Genomic DNA, 20183 nt, shown 5'->3' on the forward strand with positions numbered 1-20183 from the left:
GAATTATCTACCCATAATAGGGATATTTTCAGGCGAGAATATTTAATATTTAATATTAGTTTCGCCCCAATTGGTCGAAAGCGCCTAGCGAGACGGAGTAAGATTTTAAGCAATATTCAGATGCTCTCTACCAGACGCGCAAGGAACGCAATATCACCCAATCGTACAGACAAAATTTCTACTGAATTTTGACTACTGAGTTCTGAATTCTTCTTATAAAAAAACAGTTTTAAATACCCTTTTATTATCAAGCAATGAGTGAAACAGAGCAAGTAAAACCAAAAAAAACACCGAGAATTGGAGGTATAGAAAAAATTCGCACGATGATCGAAGGGTTTGATGATATTAGTCATGGTGGTTTACCAATTGGTAGAACTACCTTGATTAGTGGCACTTCCGGTACAGGCAAAACTTTATTCTCTCTTCAGTTTCTCTATAACGGCATCACCTACTTTGACGAACCAGGAGTATTTGTTACTTTTGAAGAATCACCCAGTGATATTATTAAAAACGCTCATGTTTTTGGGTGGAACCTGCCACGCCTAATTGAGGAAGGCAAGTTGTTTATTCTTGATGCATCTCCTGATCCTGAAGGACAGGATATAGTTGGTAATTTTGACCTGTCTGCACTAATTGAGCGATTGCAATATGCGATTCGCAAATACAAAGCTAAACGAGTTTCAATCGACTCAATAACAGCAGTATTTCAGCAGTATGAAACGATGGGAGTAGTCCGGCGCGAGATTTTTCGCCTAGTAGCCCGTCTCAAACTACTCAATGTCACCACTATTATTACAACTGAACGTAGCGAAGAATATGGACCCGTTGCCTCTTTTGGAGTAGAAGAATTTGTTTCTGATAATGTAGTAATTGTTCGCAACGTTTTAGAAGGAGAACGCCGCCGTCGCACAACTGAAATTCTCAAGTTGCGCGGCACAACTCACATGAAAGGCGAGTATCCCTTCACGATTACTAATGAAGGGGTTAACATCTTCCCACTGGGAGCAATGCGCTTGACTCAACGATCTTCTAATGTCAGGGTATCTTCTGGTGTCAAAATCTTAGATGAAATGTGTGGTGGTGGTTTCTTTAAAGATTCGATTATTTTGGCAACAGGAGCCACCGGGACTGGTAAAACCCTGTTAGTAAGTAAGTTTATTCAAGATGGCTGTCTGAATGGAGAACAAGCAATATTATTTGCTTACGAAGAATCACGCGCCCAACTATCTCGTAATGCTTCCTCTTGGGGAATTGATTTTGAAGAATTAGAAGATCAAGGTTTACTGAAAATAATTTGTACTTATCCCGAATCAACTGGTTTAGAAGACCATTTACAAATTATAAAATCAGAAATTGCTATCTTCAAACCAGCCCGGATCGCCATTGACTCCCTATCAGCATTAGCTAGAGGAGTCAGCAATAATGCATTTAGGCAGTTTGTAATTGGTGTGACGGGTTATGCTAAACAAGAAGAAATTACTGGTTTCTTTACTAACACAACTGACCAATTTCTGGGAGCGCATTCAATTACTGATTCTCATATTTCCACAATTACCGATACAATTCTGATGCTACAGTACGTAGAAATTCGTGGAGAAATGTCGCGGGCAATTAACGTGTTTAAAATGAGAGGCTCTTGGCATGATAAGGGCATTCGTGAGTATAATATCACTGCGGATGGTCCCGACATTAAAGATTCTTTCCGAAACTACGAACGGATTATCAGCGGTGCCCCTACTCGCGTTAGTATCGATGAAAAGGCGGAACTTTCTCGCATTGTTAGACGTTTTGAAGATAAACAGAGTTCCGAACCCTAAATTTAGTATCGTACTATATTCTTTCCTAAATTTAGTATCGTGCTATATTCTGTGGTGAAGAAAGGTTTTCTGCCGCTAGATTGATTTTCGTGTGAGGGATGCGGTGAAAGGACAGCAATTATTCCATAGCTTATTGCCTGGTGTGACAGCAGCGGTCTTAACAACTCAGCCTGCTTGGGCTGGTAGTGTAAAACTAACTGGGGTACAGGTACTGTCTTCTCCTAGTGTTTTGACTTCTATTTATGGTCAAGACTCGGCTGGGGACATGAAGAATACGCCATTGCTAAACGGTGCAAATGTTAGTGTTTCAAGGATAATACCTACTTTTGGTTTCACTAAACTTAGTATGAAGCCTTTAAGTAATGACAGTATTCCAGCATTTACGACTGGAGAGACTGTTGTACCAATAAAACAATTACTTAACAAAAGTAAAGGTAAATTTTTAAGTTTGACACCTACCTCTAATTCTTCCCAACAGGTAGATGTCAGCCGTTCTGCTCAAAATAACCAAAAACAGAGTAACTCAGACCCATCTGGACAAAAATCAGAAAATGTAGTAGTTCCCGATTACACATCTAAACCTTTTCCTGTCCAAAAAGAAATTCTGCCCCTGTCTTCTGCCCAGCAGCCAGTGGCTCAAAAGGTAAATAGTGTTACTGAGTTGCAAACATTTTTACAAACTTCAGGTACGGGTGTAGAATCAGCAAAACTGTTATCAGCACAGGGATGTCCACAAGAATCGGGGAAAAGCAAGACTGATTTTTCTGCTGTGCTAGTAGCTTCAACTACCTGTATACAACAAAATGGTGCTGGCGATCGCATTGCTCAGAGTAATACCCCGTTTCCCACAAATCCGTCGCCAATTCCCACTGCGCCAAGTGGTACAGTGCCACCCACTACTGTACCAGGAACGGGAACTCCTGCGCCAGGGGGATCAGTACAAGTTCCCGATAACCTGATTCCTAACTCAAATCCCTTGCAATTTCCCACCAAACCCGAGGAAGTGACATTTCAAGGGAATCAGCCGATTACTCTGGCACAAGCTCTAGAGCTAGCACGGCGGAATAATCACGATTTACAGGTGTCGATATTGCAGCTAGAACGCAGTCGTGCTTCTGTCCGCGAAGCACAAGCAGCTTTGCTTCCCACCTTTGGTCTTACTGCCAATCTCGCTCGCAGTCAGTCTGCCTCTAGTCAGCTTCAGGATGAATTATACAGGCAGCAAGGTGTTGCTTCTAACACAGGCGTACCTAGTACAGGTTTCAACGGTCAAGCACAACTCTCATATAACGTTTATACTTCCGGCAATCGGCAAGCTACTATCAGGCAAGCTGAGGAACAGGAGCGCTCTGATGAACTGGCTGTAGAAACTCAATATGAGACAATCCGCCTGAATGTTGCTACTGACTACTACAATTTGCAACAAGCAGATGAGCAAGTCCGCATTAGCCAATCGGCTGTGCAAAACTCTGCGGCTAGTTTGCGTGATGCACAAGCTTTAGAGCGGGCTGGGGTTGGTACACGGTTCGATGTGTTGCGAGCGCAGGTGACTTTAGCAAATTCCCAACAAAATCTGACTAATGCTATCTCCCAGCAGCAAATTGCCCGTCGTCAGTTGGCGACTCGGATCAGTTTGCCGCAGTCGGTGAATATCAGTGCCGCCGATCCTGTACAATTAGCTGGTCTTTGGAACCAGACACTAGAACAAACCATTGTGCTGGCTTTTCAAAACCGTTCAGAATTGCAACAGCAATTGGCGCAACGTAACATTAGCGAACAACAGCGACGGCAAGCCCTTTCATCTCTAGGTCCTCAAGTTAGTTTGGTAGCTAGCTACAACCTACTAGATCAGTTCAATGATAATGTCAGCGTCACTGATGGTTATTCTGTAGGAGTCCAAGCAAGCCTAAGTTTGTACGATGGGGGAGCAGCAGTGGCAAGGGCAGCTCAAGCAAGAGCTAATATTGCGATCGCAGAAACTCAATTTGCCGAGCAGCGTAACCAAATCCGCTTTCAGGTAGAACAAGCCTATTCTAACCAGCAATCTAATTTGGAAAACGTTCAAACCTCCAATACCGCTTTAGAACAGGCTAGAGAAGCTCTACGTTTAGCCCGTTTGCGATTCCAAGCTGGTGTAGGCACTCAAACTGATGTGATTAACTCTGAAAACGACCTCACACAGGCTGAAGGTAATCGAGTTTCAGCAATTTTGGGTTACAACAAAGCCTTAGCTCAGCTACAACGGTCGGTCAGCAGCAGAGGATTACGCTAGTACTGCTAACTTAATCTCTCAATGAAAAATTCTGCAAGCCTCATTGAAAAATGAGGCTTTTTAATGAAAAAGACGCTGCTTTTCAAGACAGATTTTTAATTTTGAAAGCGCCCCGAAAAAGTTATTTGTAACATGAATTTTGTGAAATGATATAACATAATTGTTCGACCGCTCGCCTTGTCAAAGACTCATGACTAAAGTAACATCTCAAGAAATTGCCCAGTTTCGTTCTCAATTAGCAGATGATCCCAGCGATATGGAAGCGCTGGATTTGATTGAAGATTGTGATGGAGATTTAGAAGATGCAGCAATGACGCTAGCTATTAGAGCAGGACAACAACCAGAAAGAGCGAATTCTGAGTGGTTAGATGCTTTGGCTAGAAAATGGCGTGTGGTTATTTGCGAACAAGAATATCGGGAAGATTTGCTTAATACTTCACTTCAAAAGATGATGGAACATCTAAAAGCAATGCCCACATTTCCTAATATTTTGGCGACACCAGTTTTAATTTATGTCCTCAAGCAAGGCGTGAACAATTTTTGTGAGCCATTAGATTCCCTGGAGTTAAATACAAACCTAACCCCCAATCCCCTCCCTACAATGGAAGGGGAATAAGAATCAAAGCCTCTCTCCCAACTCCTGTAGAGACGCGATTAATCGCCTCTCTACAACTCCTAACTCCTAAACCAATGCAAGATTGATTCGACCAAGACTGATACGCTGTTAATTAAGGCAAAACTTATATTAGAGAAATTGTAAAATCAATGAATTACCTTGTTGCCGTGTTACCAGACCGCATTCAAGCCGAAGCTGCTTACTTAGCTTTAGAAGAACAAGGCATAAACAGTACTATCCTGGGAAAAGGGTATAAAACGGCTGACGAGTTTGGCTTAATCGACCCCAAAGACCAAGCTAAAAAGCAAGCACAACTGATGGCAACTTGGCTGATACCATTTGGCTTTTTTGCAGGTTTTACATTCAGCCTCATCACCGGCTTAAATACTTTTGCCTGGGCGGGTGAAGTTGGTAATCACATCGTTGGCGGATTGCTGGGCGCTGCTAGTGGTGCTATGGGTGGTGTGGTTGTGGGCGGCGGAGTTGGTTTACTCGTCAGAGGTGGTGATGCTTTACCTTATCGCAACCGCTTAGATGCGGGTAAATATTTACTAGCCGTTCAAGGTTCTGAAACTCTTACTCGCCAAGCTACTCGAATATTGCGTCAGTTTGATCCAGAAAATATCCAAGGTTATGCTGATCCAAATACTGTGTATTAAATAAATGGTAATTGATACATAAAAACACAGAAGCTTGAGTTAAGCTAAAAGACATTTAATTTGCATAACCCTTATTAAATATAACTTTTGTGGGGTGGGCATCCTGCCCGCCCAGTATATCCAAACTCATAATTTTTAAGAATGTTGCCACGAGAAGAACTTTTAAAAGGTGTTGAAAATCGAGATAGTGTAGCTCGTGTAATCGATCAAGCAGAGCAAGCAATCAAAACTTGGGAAGTGGTTTTGACTGATTTTCTCTCTCCCCCAGAATTGGCAGAAATTCAACGGGTGTTTAACCGATTAACAGAAGTGCAATTGGCGGCGTGGGGTGGATATCCGCAAGCTGAACGCCAAAGAATAGCGATCGCTCGTTCGGAACTTCCCTTAGATCAATCTCAAGTAAGCCTTGTAGCCGTCGAAATTGCTGGTAATTTTCTGTTTGATACCGCCTCTCACCGCGACTTTTTAGGCGCAATGTTGGGGACGGGTATTGTTCGTGAAAAGACGGGAGATATTATAGTTTTGGGAGAACGAGGGGCGCAGGCGATCGTTGCACCCGAGTTGGTGGAATTTTTGTCAATGAGTCTTCAACAGGTGCGATCGGTTCCTGTGAAAACTCAGCAGATTGAGATAACTGAATTAAGGGTTAGGGAACCAAAGAAAAAAGAATTAACTACTGTAGAGGCTTCTTTGCGATTAGATGCGATCGCATCTGCTGGTTTTGGCATGTCCCGCAGCAAAATGGTTGATTTCATTGATGCTGGTGATGTCCGCGTCAATTGGAAGGAAGTTACCCAAGCTAGTTCTCAACTCAAATCAGGCGACTTAATCGCTATTCGCTCTAAAGGACGTTTAGAAGTTGGCGAAATCGCCGTTACAAAAAAAGACCGTTACCGAGTTCAACTAACAAGATATATCTAATAAGTGAGGACTGAGGAGTAAAAAGTTAGGATTTTTAAATTCCCCGCTTTCTTTAACTCCTAACTCCTAACTCCCAACTCCCAACTCCTAACTCCTAACTCCTAACTCCTAACTAACTCCTAACTCCCAACTCCCAACTCCCAACTCCCAACTCCTAACTCTTAACTCCCAACTCCCAACTCCTAACTCCTAACTCCCAACTCCCAACTCCTAACTCCTAACTTTGAAACATATACTTAGGCTTTAAAGTGTTTTGCTAACATATTCAACAGAAGTTTGCGCGGTACGAGTCGAGATAATTTGCTTCTAAGTTGAGTGCTAGTATCAGAACTAATAACAGTTGGATACCCTTTTTTCAAAGCCTCTAAAGATTCCCAAACCACTTTTTTGGAAGAATATACTTTTTCTGTACTACTTGCCAGCGTTGGAGGAAAATTAGCTTCTGCAAAAAAGTTTGTTTCTATTGGCCCTGGACAAGTGACTAAAATACGCACACCATATTGATGATTTTCTGCCCATAGTGCTTCACTAAAGCTAAGAATAAAAGCTTTACTGGCAGCATAAACAGAGAGGTATGGTATCGGTTGAAATGCGGTAATAGAGGATACGTTAATAATACTTCCAGAACGACGTTGCCGCATCAAGGGGAGAAACTTATGGGTTAAATCTACCAATGCCAAAATGTTTAATTGTACAATTTTGACTTGTCTTTCTCCATCACCTTCAGCAAAGTCGCCATAGTAACCAAAACCAGCATTGTTGATTAATAAGTCAATGGTTAATCCCTTTTCTTTAGTAGCATCAAATACAGCAGCAGCTGCATTAGATTCTGTGAGGTCTTTGACTATAACCTCTACTTGAATTTTGTGTTGTTCTTCTAGTTGTTTAGCTAATTGGCTTAGTTTCTCTTCGGAACGAGCAACGAGTACAAGATTTGTCTTGCGTGCAGCTAGTTCTTCGGCAAAAGCTTTACCAATACCACTAGAAGCACCAGTAATTAAAGCAGTAGGCATTCTACATATTCAGATAGTTTTTAACCAGCATTAAAATTTTAGCTATGCTGGCTAGAAGTTTTAACTACCCAAAGTGATATACCCAAAAGGGTAAAAGCAGCACTTAGTAGTGAAGTTTGAGTAGAGGAAGCCTCCATTCAAACTTCTCCTTCTCTAAGATTTTACTTTGGCAAGGGATGTAAGTTCTCCAAGTACACCGATATGGGTGATTCTTAAATCTTCTTCATCTGTATATTGAATAGAGGAGTCGATTTTTTCTGGTAATTCTTTGTCATTGCATGACCACTCAAATAAAAATTTAGAGTCCAAATTCTTGAGGTTAGAAAATATCTGCTGCCATTGGCTTCGTCGAATTCGATTTCCCCACCTTGATTGTAATTCTCTCGAGTACTCTTCCTCTTGATAAATAAAGAAATCAAATGGTTTTTCATTTGTATTCTTGTGATCCACTAAATGAATAAGATGAAACATAAAGCCATCTTCAGAAAGGCTACTTACAAGATTTTCTAATAGTCGGGCAACATCTTTAACTGGCACATGCTCTAACACAGATTTTGAAAATATGAAATCTAATTTTTCCTCACTAGGCATTTTTTGAGACAAATCAATTGGAGCAATATATTCTATACCTAAGTCTTGTAAAGCTTCTAAGGAGTAATTTTTTAATGAAAGCAGTTTATTTAAACGGAAGCGGATAATGTCACGATCTTCAAATGTACATAGACTATCTAAGATACTCCAACTTACAGACTTAGATACGGCTTTGAAAATATTTTCGGGTTGTAATAACGGGTCAACATCCGTTGCATAAACTTTTTTTGCTCCTAGAAGATAAAATACTAACGAATGAGTAAGTAACCATCCACTTCCAATTTCAAGACAAATTTTATCACGCAATACATATTTTTCTTTACCAGCCTGAAGCAGATAGATAGCAATTTCATTGGCACAAATATCAAGTCTTTTACCTGCAACAGCTAGCTTACTAGAATGCATCTTATTGTATAAACCTTGATATACTTCAGATGATCTAATAGTCGATTTTATTCGTTCATCAAGGAGACTCTTTACTAGATTTTTCATTTTGCACACCTCTCTTGGTTGACTTATCGCAAATTGAACACAACAGTATTAACTGTACCACTCTATAACAAAACTGGATGCATTTTGTCATTTCTTATACAGCTACGTTAAAGAGCATATTTTAGTGTAGAGGTACAGAGTAATCGAGCCTCAAGGGTTTCCCTACTTAGGCTAACTGGCGTGGACAACTGACTTCCAGCGTTTATGAGTCCGGGAAGGTCTAGCTTTGTTTTCCGTAGCGCTAGTTACGTGCAGCGTCTACGTTAGCAGAAGGGTACATAATTTTCTAATATCTTCTTTAGATAACTCTACATAATAATTGATCCAGGACTTACGCAAAAACTCTCTCAAACTCTTATTCCTCTGTGTTCTCTGCGTCCTCTGCGGTTCGTTTTTTGGTCATTTTGCGTAAGTCCTATGATCTTAATTAGGACTTACACCAGTACAAATTAGCCATAATATAGATTACGGTTTTTGATGGTTTCAGGCGCTTCGCATAACGCCGATTTATTCCCATATTTGCGACGGCGAATAGCCCGTCGTAGACATTACTGAATCCTAAACACGGCTGAAATAGCCGACGTTGCCTGTAATACTTATGTACGATGCATAAGTCCTATTAATTACAAAAGATTTACTCCACAGGAGTTAAAGTCATAACGCAAGCTATGGCAGAAGGTGAAACACAGATACGACTTACGCACTGTACACATTAACCATAATATGATTCTACTAAAATAGGTCGTTTCAGACTTTGATTAATTATTACTCTGATGGTAAATATATCCGCGTATTAGGGGTAAAGCATTGGCTTTACCCCTACTACAGATCAGGCTTTCCAATAATATATATTTGGCGTTTTATGTCAATGTGTAAATTTTAAAATATTTACCATCTTGCCAATCTCAAAAAATAGTTGGTGGGAATTTTGACTAAACCAGCCTAGCCATTGGAGCATTCTTCTTATGGAGTTCATTAAAGTATAATAATCGCTCGTTCGCGTCTTTTTTCTCAAGTAAGATGTCCCAAATAAAGATTTTTATTATGGCGATTCAAATCCATTTAGAATCGCTAATTACCATTTTTCTGACCAATAGATAATTTCTGAGGCGGAAGTATTAATAGCGACGCCGTAGCTATTGCCATGATTCCACTTGAAGCCAGGTCTACCTTTATCCTCTGTATTTAATACCAATATTTCATAACTAGCTGGAAAAGATTCTGTATGAGAGTCACTGGTGTAGAAAAAAGTTGTTGGCACACCATTAGGTTGATTTATGTGGTCGTTTGTGCTACCACCCCTATAGTTGTGCAAAGCACAACTTCTGTATTGTGAAAGTAGTTTTTCTATCTTGTTTGGCGGCTGTTTCAGCCTAATTTGAAAAAAACTAGTTCCTTGCGATTCGGGAGAGTAAGCAATGCGAACGTTTTTGGCATCAGTGGGAATTTCATTAGGAAAATGTTTTACTTGGTCATTATCAGACCATAGTTGATTACGAATTTCTTTGTAACGTGATGTATCAGTTATTATTTTAGGTTCCCTAGTACTGCTAAAACTTCTTCTGAGAAAAAAGCTTCCCCCAACAATACTAAAACTAGCAAGGGCTAATAGAAACTGCGATCGCTTCATCAAGTTGGCTGCGTCTAACTTTCATAGTCATATACCTAACTAATAAACTAAATTAGTACTATTGCGGATATCCCATCAGAGATATTAACAGAAACTTTGTCTATACAAGGGAAATTCCGGGTAATTGTAAAATTACTATGAAGTTGGTTAATGATTACCTAGTCAAAAACCGCAGGTTCTCGTCGTTGATATCAGTACTAGCTTTGTAGCTAAGGAAATCAATTCCACACTATCCATCTTTTTTTCAATTTTTCCTGATGCAGCAATAACTAAGGTGGATATATAAATAGTAGATGCACCTTAATTAAATCACAGCCCTTAACTTTTAGTTGAGGGCTTTTTTTATTGGTGATATTTTTTAAGTTTAAATTAAAATAATTTTTTTACAAAGTTAAATATTCCCGGATATGGCAATCAATAAAGCGGATTAATAAATGGTAGATGCACCCTAATAAATTACAGCCTTCAACTAAAAGCTGAAGGCTTTTTTATTGCTGATGTTTTTTAATTTAAGAATAAAGGTTTAATTTTCCCGGATATGGCAATCAATAAAGCGGATTAATAAATGGTAGATGCACCCTAATAAATTACAGCCTTCAGCCTAAAGCTGGGGTTTTTTTTTAGAACTCTTAAAAAATTACTTTTATGTTATATTAGAGGGTTGCAATTTTAGACCTGTTATACTTAACTTGTAATTGTAAATTGCCGCCAGTAAGTTACAACGCATACCATGTTTTTCCCTTAAAGCCAGCAGCGGGATTTGAACTCGCGACCTTCCGATTACAAGTCGGATGCACTACCACTGTGCTATGCTGGCAATTTTGTTGATTACTCTATAGTAGCAACCACAATTTCTTATTGTACCATAATCAATTTATTTGTCTAGCTGTAATTGCTAAAAAATATCTCCCTCTTCAGAAATAAGGCTAGAAGACGAGAGATTTTGGCAAGATCGCTGCTTTTGTGTATTTAAGTAAGTGGGCGCAAATAATCATCACTAGCTTGTAGTTGCGCTGTCTTGCGCTAAAGCGCAACTAAGAGCCAAATACAGAGATTTTACTTTTCGTTACATAGTTTAGTTTTATCTTGCTTACCTATTTAGATGGTTGAGTTGGCATTGCAATTGTAGTGATTGCGATCGCTGATAAAGTTGATAAATTAATATGCATGGCAAAATAACTCAAATCCTGGGTTGGGCGCAAAAATATCTGGTACAGTTCTAAAACTGTATTTTCATAGCACAGCTGAATAAAGGGAGAGAAATATATAATTATTTTTTACAGATTACAAGCATGGCAGCATTGCTCGGACGAGATTTATTAAGTTTAGCGGACATCAGTCCTACTGAACTTCAAGAACTCCTGCAATTGGCAACTCAACTTAAATCACAACAACTGAAGTTGCAATGTAATAAAGTTTTGGGGTTGTTGTTCTCTAAAGCTTCAACTCGCACACGGGTAAGTTTTACTGTGGCGATGTACCAATTGGGTGGACAGGTAATCGATCTCAACCCTAATGTTACTCAAGTTAGTCGCGGGGAACCTTTACAGGATACGGCGCGGGTGCTAGACCGATATCTGGATATTTTGGCAATTCGCACTTTTGCACAGCAAGATTTAGAAACTTTTGCTCACTATGCCAAGATTCCGGTAATTAATGCGCTTACCGATGCAGAACATCCTTGTCAGGTATTAGCTGATTTATTGACGATTCAAGAAAGCTTTAACACCCTTGCTGGCTTAACTTTGACCTACGTGGGTGATGGGAATAATATGGCTAATTCTCTGATGTTGGGCTGTGCTTTGGTGGGGATGAATGTTAGAATTGCCACCCCTAGCGGATATGAGCCAGATTCTAAGATTGTAGAACAAGCAAGAGCGATCGCTAATAACAAAACGGAAGTTCTCGTCACTGACGATCCAGAATTAGCTGCTAAGGGTTCTGCTGTACTTTACACTGATGTATGGGCGAGTATGGGACAAGAAGCAGAAGCGGACAACCGAATGCCAATTTTCCAACCTTACCAAATTTCGGATCAGCTATTAAGCCTTGCTGATCCAGAGGCAATTGTTTTACACTGCTTACCAGCCCATCGTGGTGAAGAAATTACCGAAGCTGTTATTGAAGGTTCTCAATCACGAGTTTGGGAACAGGCAGAAAATCGCTTGCACGCTCAAAAAGCTTTACTTGCAAGTATCTTAGGGGCAAAATAAAAAGAGTTAGGAGTTAGGAGTTGGGAGTCAAAATAGCGAGTGTGCGATTGGCTCCTGACTACTTGCTGGTAAAAAATCCAAAATTAAAGGGTAAAAGAAAAAGAATATTCTTACTTTTGCCTTTCATATTTTTACTTTTCTCTTGTTATGGGGAGTTTTTTGTAGTACTAATGTTCTAGAGACATTTATAATTACTTCCCGGTTTATTTATGGAACGTCTAACAGAAGCTCAACAAGAACTTTACGAATGGTTGACAGAATACATCCGATCGCACCAGCATTCGCCTTCAATTCGGCAAATGATGCAAGCGATGAACTTGAAGTCACCAGCGCCAATTCAAAGCCGTTTAGAACATTTACGCACTAAGGGATATATAGAATGGACTGAAGGCCAAGCGCGAACGATTCGGGTTTTGCGTACTGTTAAGCAAGGTGTACCAATTTTGGGTACAATCGCGGCTGGTGGTTTAATAGAACCGTTTACTGATGCTGTAGATCATCTAGACTTTTCTAATTTCGAGTTACCTCCCCAAACTTATGCTTTGCGCGTCGCTGGCGATAGCATGATTGACGATTTAATTGCTGATGGCGATGTGGTATTCCTGCGTCCAGTCGCGGAACCCAATCATTTGAAAAATGGTACCATCGTCGCCGCCAGAGTAGATGGATTTGGTACTACATTAAAACGTTTTTATCGCCAAGGCGATCGCGTTACTCTCATACCAGCAAATCCTAAGTACAATCCCATTGAAGTCAGTGCTATGCAAATACAGGTACAGGGTTCACTCATTGGCGTTTGGCGGGGTTACAACTGAGCAATTAAAAGAGTTAGGAGTTAGGAGTTGGAAGTTAGGAGTTAGAAGTTAGGAGTTAGGAGTTAGGAGTTAGCAGTTACTGATTCCCAACTCACAACTCCCAATTGAGCTAAAAAACAAATAAGCTTGCATAAGTAGCTAGGCAAGATAAAACCAAACTATGTAACGAAAAGTAAAACCTCTGTATTTGGCTCCTAGTTGCGCTTTAGCGCTAAAGCGCAACTACAAGCTAGTGATAATTATTTGCGCCCACTTACTTAATCGAATTAAACATAACTTTTGTGGGGTGGGCAACATGAGCGTCCAGGATATGCAAGTTTATTTGTGGGACAGCTTACCAATTCCCAACTCCTAACTCCTAACTTCCAACTCCCAACTCCTAACTCCCAACTCCCAACTCCCAACTCCCAACTCCCAACTCCCAACTCCTAACTCCTAACTCCCAACTCCTAACTTCTAATCTTATGTACCTGACGAAAAATTCAGTGCAGCATCTGCCCACTTTCCGGTTGAAATTACCAATTGCAAGGGAAATTTTCGGCAGTTATTACACTTCGCAACCATTACCAGGATGCCCTAGAATGCCTCCATCTCTGCAATTACGGCAATATCAGCGACAAGCGATCGCTAGCTGGTTTACTAACAATGGTAGAGGGACGCTAAAAATGGCTACTGGTAGTGGTAAAACTATTACCGCATTAGCGATCGCTTGTGAATTATATCAGCAGATTAATTTACAAGTTTTGGTGGTGGTGTGTCCCTACCGCCATCTTGTCACCCAATGGGCGCGAGAATGCGAAAAATTTAATTTGCAACCGATTTTAGCTTTTGAGAATCTACGCACTTGGCAAAGTCAACTTTCTACGCAAATTTATAATCTGCGTTCTGGTTCTCAACGGTTTGTGACTGTAATTACTACAAACTCTACTTTAATTGGAGATGGGTTTCAATCTCAACTCAAATATTTTCCCGCGAAAACTCTAATTATTGGGGATGAGGCGCATAATTTAGGCGCACCCAAGTTAGAAGAAAGTTTACCGCGCAATGTTGGGTTGAGATTAGCTTTATCTGCCACACCGGAAAGGTATTTTGATGATTTTGGGACGCAATCTTTATTTGATTATTTTGGCCCAGTTCTCCAACCGGAGTTTACTTTAAGGGATGCGATCGCTCAAGGGGCTTTGGTACATTATCTCTATTATCCGGTGTTGGTAGAGTTAACTGAAGCCGAAAGTATTGCTTATTTAAAGTTAACTAAAAGAATTGGGCGATCGCTACTATATAGAGAACGAGAAAATGGCGGAGATTTTGAAGACAATGAAGATTTAAAATCGTTATTAATGCAACGCGCTAGGTTAATTGGTGCGGCGGAAAATAAATTAACTGCTTTGCGCGATTTAATGACAACTCGCCGCGAAACTACTCACACTCTTTTTTATTGTAGCGATGGTTCACAAGATTCGGGACAACGTTCATCTCTACGTCAACTTAAAGCTGTTGCTAAAATTTTGGGGGTAGATTTGGGGTATAAAGTAAGCACCTATACGGCTCAAACTACTTTACAAGAAAGAGAACTATTACGCTGTCAATTTGAAAGTGGTGAATTACAGGGTTTGGTGGCAATTCGCTGTTTAGATGAAGGTGTCGATATTCCCGCTATTCAAACTGCGGTAATTTTATCAAGTTCTGGTAATCCCCGCCAATTTATTCAGCGACGGGGGCGAGTTTTACGTCCTCATCCAGGTAAGGAACGCGCAACTATATTTGACATGATTGTTTTGCCACCAGATTTAGATAGAGAAACTATAGAAGTTGAACGCAATTTGTTAAAAAAAGAATTGCGTCGCTTTGTCGAATTTGCTGATTTGGCTGATAACGCTGGTGAAGCAAGAATGAAGTTACTTGATTTACAAAAGCGATATGGTTTATTAGATATCTGATGAGCAACCAGAGAATAAACCGCGTCTATCTTGAAACCTGTAGTTCTTCGGTGATGAAAAGGATTTGCCCTCATCCCCCAATCCCTTCCCCCAGATTGGGAGAAGGGGAGCCAGAATTTCAAAGTCCCTCTCCCATATTGGGAGAGGGATTTAGGGTGAGGGCAAAAACTACGGTTCTCAACTTAAATCAGGTTTAATTGTATTTTTTTATAAAATTTTTCGAGTTTTGAAAAAAGCACCATTAAGTATGAAATAATAGAATTATGAGTTTGATAATAATGGAATGCAAGCCAAAATTTTAAAATTGCGTACATCCGATTATAATATGGTTCATTAATATAATAATGCCAGAAAACGATTAAAGAGTAAAGTATTTTTTCAAATAAAATTATAAATTTAAAAAAAGAGTTTTGGCAAAATTAAAGATAACGCTAACAGTGGCTTGACAGAGGGGATTAGAGCAGTAGAGAAAGTTAAAATATAGAACCAAGTATATTTAAAAACCGAAAATGTCCCAAGAGGCAAATATCGATGATGTGCAGGAGCCAATAACCAGCGCACCGCCGGAAGTCCGGCAAATTATTGAGCGGGTATGGAAGGTGGAAAAAGGCAGATTAGATAAGAAGATGAACAGCCATATAAATGATCATATTTTGGACATTATTAAGGAAGAGGTGCGATGAAGCTGACGTCAATTAAGCTATGCAACTTTCGCTCCTTTTATGGTACGACACCAGAAATGATCCTGGCGGGTGGAGATGTTGAGAACACAACAATTATTCATGGCAATAATGGCTCTGGAAAAACCAGTTTACTAAATGCCTTTACTTGGGTATTATATGAGAAATTTAGTGCAGCATTTGCATCGATAGAACAATTAGTTAATAAGCGTGCGATCGCTGAAACTGAAAAAGGTCAAGCTGTAGAATGTTGGGTAGAAATTGGCTGGGAACATGAAGGTAAACGCTATCGAGTTAAACGCGCCTGTCGGGGTTATAAAAACGAAGGTGATTTTGACGCTGGGAAAACTCAATTAATCATGTGGGTTGGTGGTGATGATGGCAAATGGAATATACCAACTCAGCAACCAGACGATATAATTAATCAAATTTTACCCGCTACTTTACATCAATATTTTTTCTTTGACGGCGAACGAATTGAAGAAATAGTCCGTTCTGACAAAAAAGCTGAAATTGCCGAAGCAACAAAAATCTTTTTGGGCGTGGAGGTAATCAACCGTTCTATCAGACATTTAGGAGATGCTAAAAAAACTTTAGAAAATGATTTAAAAGCTATTGGTGATTCGGAAACTAAACAGCTATTACGACAGCAAGAAAAGATAGAACGAGAACGCCAACGCATTAACAAACGACAAACAGAAATTAAAGAAGAGTTAGAATATCAACAAACGTTTAGAAAAGAGACAAGTAACCGTTTGCGAGAACTCAGCGCTGCTAAGGAATTACAAGAAAGATGGCAGAGTTTAGAATCGCAGAAAGCAGCGAATCAAGAAGAATATAAAAAAACCAAAGAAGCGTTGAAAAAAGTTATTTCGGCGCGGGGTTATACCGTTTTATTGTCAGAAACTACAGCCCAGTTTCGCGGAATTATCAATGATTTGAAGCAGCGCGGCGAGTTAACATCAGGCATTTCGCGGGAATTTGTCAATGATTTACTCAATTCTCAACGCTGTATTTGTGGTGCAGAATTACACGAGGGGAATCATTCTCATACTCATGTGAGTACTTGGTTAAATAAAGCAGGTTCTTCGGCGGTGGAAGAAACTGCAATTCGGATGATAGCCCAAGTAGATGAAATTGATAAACAAGCGATAGGTTTTTGGGAAGAGGTTGATAGAGAACAAACTAGGATTAATCAATTAAGGCAAAGCATATCTCAAATTGAAGGCGATTTGGACAACATTCAAGAACGGTTGCGAAAAGATGCTAATGAAGAAATTAGCAGTTTGCAAAAACGGTTAGATGAAATTGAAAGTAAAATTGATGAATTAAATCGAGAACAGGGTGCAAATCAGCAGAAAATTGCTCAACTTACAACGGAAATTGAAGGTTTAAATAAACAAATTGCTAAACAAAAGCTGAATGAAGACAAGCAAACTTTAGCACAGCGACGGATTAATGCTACTCAAGATGCTATCGAACGGTTAACGGAAGTTAAAAATCGTCAAGAACAACAATTTCGTCTGCAATTAGAAAAGCGAGTGCAAGAGATATTTACTGAAATTTCTGTAACTCCATATATTCCGAAAATTAGCGATAAATATGAACTGACATTAGTAGAAAATACCACAGGTATAGAAGCACCTGTTGCAGCATCCACCGGGGAGAATCAAATTCTCAGTTTATCCTTTATTGCCAGCATTATCGACAAAGTAAGAGAATGGAGTGAGAAGCGAAAAATGATGATGATTCCCGATAGTAGCACTTTCCCAATTGTGATGGATTCACCTTTTGGGAGTTTGGATGAGAATTCGCGGCGACATATTGCTAAGACAATTCCCGAATTAGCGAATCAATTGATAGTTTTAGTTACTAAGACTCAGTGGCGAGGTGAGGTAGAAGCAGAAATGACAAATAGAATCGGTAGAGAATATGTGCTTACCTATTATTCATCTAAGCCGGATTGCGAACAAGATTATATTCAGTTGGGTGGTGAAAGATATCCTTTGGTGAAACAAAGTCCGAATGAGTTTGAGTATACTGAAATTATCGCAGTTGAAAGGAATGTTTAGAGGATAAAGTTATGGTTGCGAGTCCAGATGCAAAGTATATGACTCCCCAGGAATACCTGGAATGGGAAGAACACCAAGATATTAAATACGAATATATCAATGGTGAAGTCTTCGCCATGACTGGGGGTACTATTCCACATACTAGTATTGCCTTAAACTTAGCTTCGGCGTTAAAAAGCCATCTGCGGGGAAGTTCCTGTCGGGCTTTTATGGCGGATGCGAAACTGGGTGTATCTGAAAACGGGCCATTTCATTACCCGGATGTTATGGTGAGTTGTGATGAAAGAGATAGACAAGCGATTAAATTTATTCAGTATCCTTGTTTAATTGTGGAAGTTCTTTCTCCAAGTACAGAAGCTTACGATAGAGGCAAAAAATTTATTCAGTATCGCCGTATCCAGACTTTACAAGAATATGTCCTCATTGATGCTGAAAAAATCAGTTTAGATTGCTTTCGTATAAATGACAAAGGGATTTGGGAGTTACATCCTTATGAAGAAGGGGATGAGGTTAATCTAACTAGCGTTGATTTTCACTTTCCTATTTCTTTGGTTTATGAGGATGTTCAGTTTCCAACTTGAGTTTAGGGGAAACTAGAGACGGTAGGAGAAAAAGTAAACTCATGCGGGGATGATTAAAAATGAACGTACAGGAAAGAGAACAGTTAATTAAAGATATTAACGTACTGCTACATCAAGCTTATGACAGTACTTTAAATCAAATTCACGCACTTTTAAAAAGAATCGATGATGTAGACGATGAAGAAGACTTAAAAGCCATTAAAGAAACAAGGGAAGATATACGCATCAATGGTACTGTGTCTTGGGATGAAATTCAAAACGAAATAAGAAACGAAATAAACAAGGATGTTGCGTGAGTTACGAAGTTGAATTTTCAAGGGGTGCGAAAAAGCAGTTTAGGAAACTACCTATAGACGTAGAAAAACGCATACAAACTAAAATCAACGAGTTGGCAATAGAACCACGTCCAAATGGGGTAAAAAAATTACAAGCTGATGATAATTCATATCGGGTTCGAGTCGGAGATTATCGAGTTGTTTATGAATTAGATGATGATGTTTTGATAATAACTGTAATCAAAGTAGGACATCGTAGCGATATTTATAAAGATGAAAGTTAAGGATATGAAGTTAATTTAACTATTGTTGATTCTCAGTTTCCTATTTTTTTGGTTTATGAGGATGTTCTGTTTTTAATATAAGTTTTGGAAAAACGAACCGCAGAGGCGCAGAGGACGCAGAGAGAAGAGAAGATGTAAAATTTAAATTATCGCTAACTAATTAGAAGATGTTTTATGAGTATTAAAACTGAGGCAAGTATTGAAGATTTCTACCACTTACCTGACAATTGTAAAGCAGAGATTGTGAATGGTAAATTGGTGCTGATGTCTCCAACTGGATTTTTACCAGGACGTGCGGGTGGTGAAATTTATGCAAGTCTACGGGATTATGAACGTCTAACAAAAAGTGGTTATGCTTTACCTGATAATGTCGGTTTTATTGTCAATCTTCCTAATCGTCGTTCTTTAAGTCCTGATGCCGCATTTTATACTGGTAAACCTACAGGTGGGAAGTTTCTTAATGGTGCGCCTGTGTTTGCTGTTGAGGTGCGAAGCGAAAATGATTACGGTGATAAGGCTGAGAAAGATATAGCTAGTAAACGCCGTGATTATTTTGCGGCTGGTACTTTGGTAGTTTGGGATGTAGATGTACTCAAAGAGGAAGTTATTAGAGTATATCGTGTTAGTAATCCTGAAGAACCGCAAGTTTATCACCGTGGTGAGGTGGCTGAAGCTGAACCCGCAGTGCCAGGATGGACTATGTTAGTGGATAATTTGTTTGTTTAAGCGATCGCTCACATATTATCATCAAATCATACCTTCCCAAATGCGTAGGTATAGGCATCGCTTTTGACTTTCGGTTAAGATAGCTACACCTTAAATATTATAACAATGGCTGCAAATAGAATCAGGGTTGCTAAAGATAAGGCTGAGTTGGTGAAATCTCTAGTAGCATCAAAAGACACAACTGGGCCTTTTCAGACTTATGTAGAAGTTATGGTGTTTGCAGCAGCATTGGGCGTTAAATATAAAAAGCGCGTTCCTTTAGACGTAATTTCTAAAGATTTATCCCCACTGCGACAAGATTATTTTACTAGCAGCTTCACTCTATTAATTAATTTGTTAGCTATCACCGAAACAGAAAATATTAAGATTATAGATGATGATAATGTAGCTGACGACCAACGCATTCACATTTTTGAAGAATATGCTAATGCTGGTTTAGAGATTATACAAAATGAACTGCGTGGAGCAGTAGACTATTCAGAGCGACTTTTATTGATTCTTAGTTATCAAAGAACGAATGCAGAGCAGCAAGATGAGGAATTTGATCTAACCAAATTCCTATCTTGATTTTTAAGTAATGGTTAAA

18 protein-coding genes and 1 tRNA gene are annotated in these 20183 nt (G+C 39.5%); 15 read left to right on the forward strand and 4 right to left on the reverse strand.

Annotated elements, in window-relative coordinates:
- Positions 1–254 precede the first annotated feature (254 nt).
- The 5 genes from kaiC (at position 255) to V7K73_RS13145 (ending at position 6285) form a co-directional block, all read left to right on the forward strand.
- Entirely contained in the window at positions 255–1817 is a 1563-nt protein-coding gene (gene kaiC / locus V7K73_RS13125) for a circadian clock protein KaiC (RefSeq protein WP_334880563.1), read from the forward strand.
- 103 nt (positions 1818–1920) lie between these two features.
- Complete coding sequence (locus V7K73_RS13130) at positions 1921–4089, forward strand: TolC family protein (protein ID WP_334880565.1); 2169 nt, start codon at positions 1921–1923, stop codon at positions 4087–4089.
- A gap of 190 nt (positions 4090–4279) precedes the next feature.
- Positions 4280–4705: a hypothetical protein gene (locus tag V7K73_RS13135; protein ID WP_334880566.1), complete on the forward strand. Its 426-nt coding sequence runs from the start codon at positions 4280–4282 to the stop codon at positions 4703–4705.
- 149 nt (positions 4706–4854) lie between these two features.
- Positions 4855–5364 (forward strand): hypothetical protein, encoded by a 510-nt coding sequence (locus V7K73_RS13140; protein ID WP_334880568.1) that lies wholly within the window; start codon positions 4855–4857, stop codon positions 5362–5364.
- A gap of 141 nt (positions 5365–5505) precedes the next feature.
- The gene (locus V7K73_RS13145) at positions 5506–6285 is read left to right on the forward strand and encodes a photosystem II S4 domain protein (protein ID WP_334880570.1); all 780 of its coding nucleotides are present in this window, start codon (positions 5506–5508) and stop codon (positions 6283–6285) included.
- Between the two features lie 236 nt (positions 6286–6521).
- On the opposite strand, the gene V7K73_RS13150 is transcribed toward V7K73_RS13145, so the two are convergent.
- The 4 genes from V7K73_RS13150 to V7K73_RS13165 all read right to left on the reverse strand — a co-directional run bounded on the left by V7K73_RS13150 (position 6522) and on the right by V7K73_RS13165 (position 10828).
- The gene (locus tag V7K73_RS13150; RefSeq protein ID WP_334880572.1) at positions 6522–7298 is read right to left on the reverse strand and encodes an SDR family NAD(P)-dependent oxidoreductase; all 777 of its coding nucleotides are present in this window, start codon (positions 7296–7298) and stop codon (positions 6522–6524) included.
- A 153-nt stretch (positions 7299–7451) separates the two neighbouring features.
- A complete protein-coding gene (locus tag V7K73_RS13155) occupies positions 7452–8381 on the reverse strand; it encodes a hypothetical protein (RefSeq protein WP_334880574.1) in 930 nt (309 codons plus the stop codon).
- Positions 8382–9456: 1075 nt separating this feature from the next.
- Complete coding sequence (locus V7K73_RS13160) at positions 9457–10011, reverse strand: hypothetical protein (RefSeq protein ID WP_334880576.1); 555 nt, start codon at positions 10009–10011, stop codon at positions 9457–9459.
- Between the two features lie 745 nt (positions 10012–10756).
- Positions 10757–10828 (reverse strand) — tRNA-Thr (locus tag V7K73_RS13165).
- A gap of 475 nt (positions 10829–11303) precedes the next feature.
- On the opposite strand from V7K73_RS13165, the gene argF reads away from it, so the two are divergent.
- From argF to V7K73_RS13215, 10 genes are all read left to right on the forward strand, one after another.
- A complete protein-coding gene (gene argF / locus V7K73_RS13170; RefSeq protein WP_334880577.1) occupies positions 11304–12224 on the forward strand; it encodes an ornithine carbamoyltransferase in 921 nt (306 codons plus the stop codon).
- A gap of 209 nt (positions 12225–12433) precedes the next feature.
- A complete protein-coding gene (gene lexA, locus V7K73_RS13175; protein ID WP_334880578.1) occupies positions 12434–13039 on the forward strand; it encodes a transcriptional repressor LexA in 606 nt (201 codons plus the stop codon).
- 464 nt (positions 13040–13503) lie between these two features.
- On the forward strand, positions 13504–14979 hold the full coding sequence (locus tag V7K73_RS13180) for a DNA phosphorothioation system restriction enzyme (protein WP_334880580.1): 1476 nt from the start codon (positions 13504–13506) through the stop codon (positions 14977–14979).
- A 509-nt stretch (positions 14980–15488) separates the two neighbouring features.
- Positions 15489–15662, forward strand: a complete 174-nt coding sequence (locus V7K73_RS13185) for a hypothetical protein (RefSeq protein WP_334880582.1) — start codon at positions 15489–15491, stop codon at positions 15660–15662.
- Positions 15659–17731, forward strand: coding sequence for an AAA family ATPase (locus V7K73_RS13190; protein ID WP_334880584.1), 2073 nt, complete (start codon positions 15659–15661; stop codon positions 17729–17731). Before V7K73_RS13185 ends, V7K73_RS13190 begins: the two co-directional genes overlap by 4 nt.
- Positions 17732–17742: 11 nt before the next feature.
- On the forward strand, positions 17743–18312 hold the full coding sequence (locus V7K73_RS13195; protein WP_334880586.1) for a Uma2 family endonuclease: 570 nt from the start codon (positions 17743–17745) through the stop codon (positions 18310–18312).
- 59 nt (positions 18313–18371) lie between these two features.
- A complete protein-coding gene (locus V7K73_RS13200; protein ID WP_334880587.1) occupies positions 18372–18608 on the forward strand; it encodes a hypothetical protein in 237 nt (78 codons plus the stop codon).
- Positions 18605–18871 (forward strand): type II toxin-antitoxin system RelE family toxin, encoded by a 267-nt coding sequence (locus tag V7K73_RS13205; protein ID WP_334880590.1) that lies wholly within the window; start codon positions 18605–18607, stop codon positions 18869–18871. Before V7K73_RS13200 ends, V7K73_RS13205 begins: the two co-directional genes overlap by 4 nt.
- A 174-nt stretch (positions 18872–19045) precedes the next feature.
- Positions 19046–19597 (forward strand): Uma2 family endonuclease, encoded by a 552-nt coding sequence (locus V7K73_RS13210; RefSeq protein WP_334880591.1) that lies wholly within the window; start codon positions 19046–19048, stop codon positions 19595–19597.
- A gap of 105 nt (positions 19598–19702) precedes the next feature.
- Positions 19703–20164, forward strand: coding sequence for a DNA phosphorothioation-associated protein 4 (locus V7K73_RS13215; protein ID WP_334880593.1), 462 nt, complete (start codon positions 19703–19705; stop codon positions 20162–20164).
- Positions 20165–20183 lie beyond the last annotated feature (19 nt).

The sequence above is a fragment of the Nostoc sp. genome, assembly GCF_036916975.1.
Lineage (GTDB): Bacteria > Cyanobacteriota > Cyanobacteriia > Cyanobacteriales > Nostocaceae > Nostoc.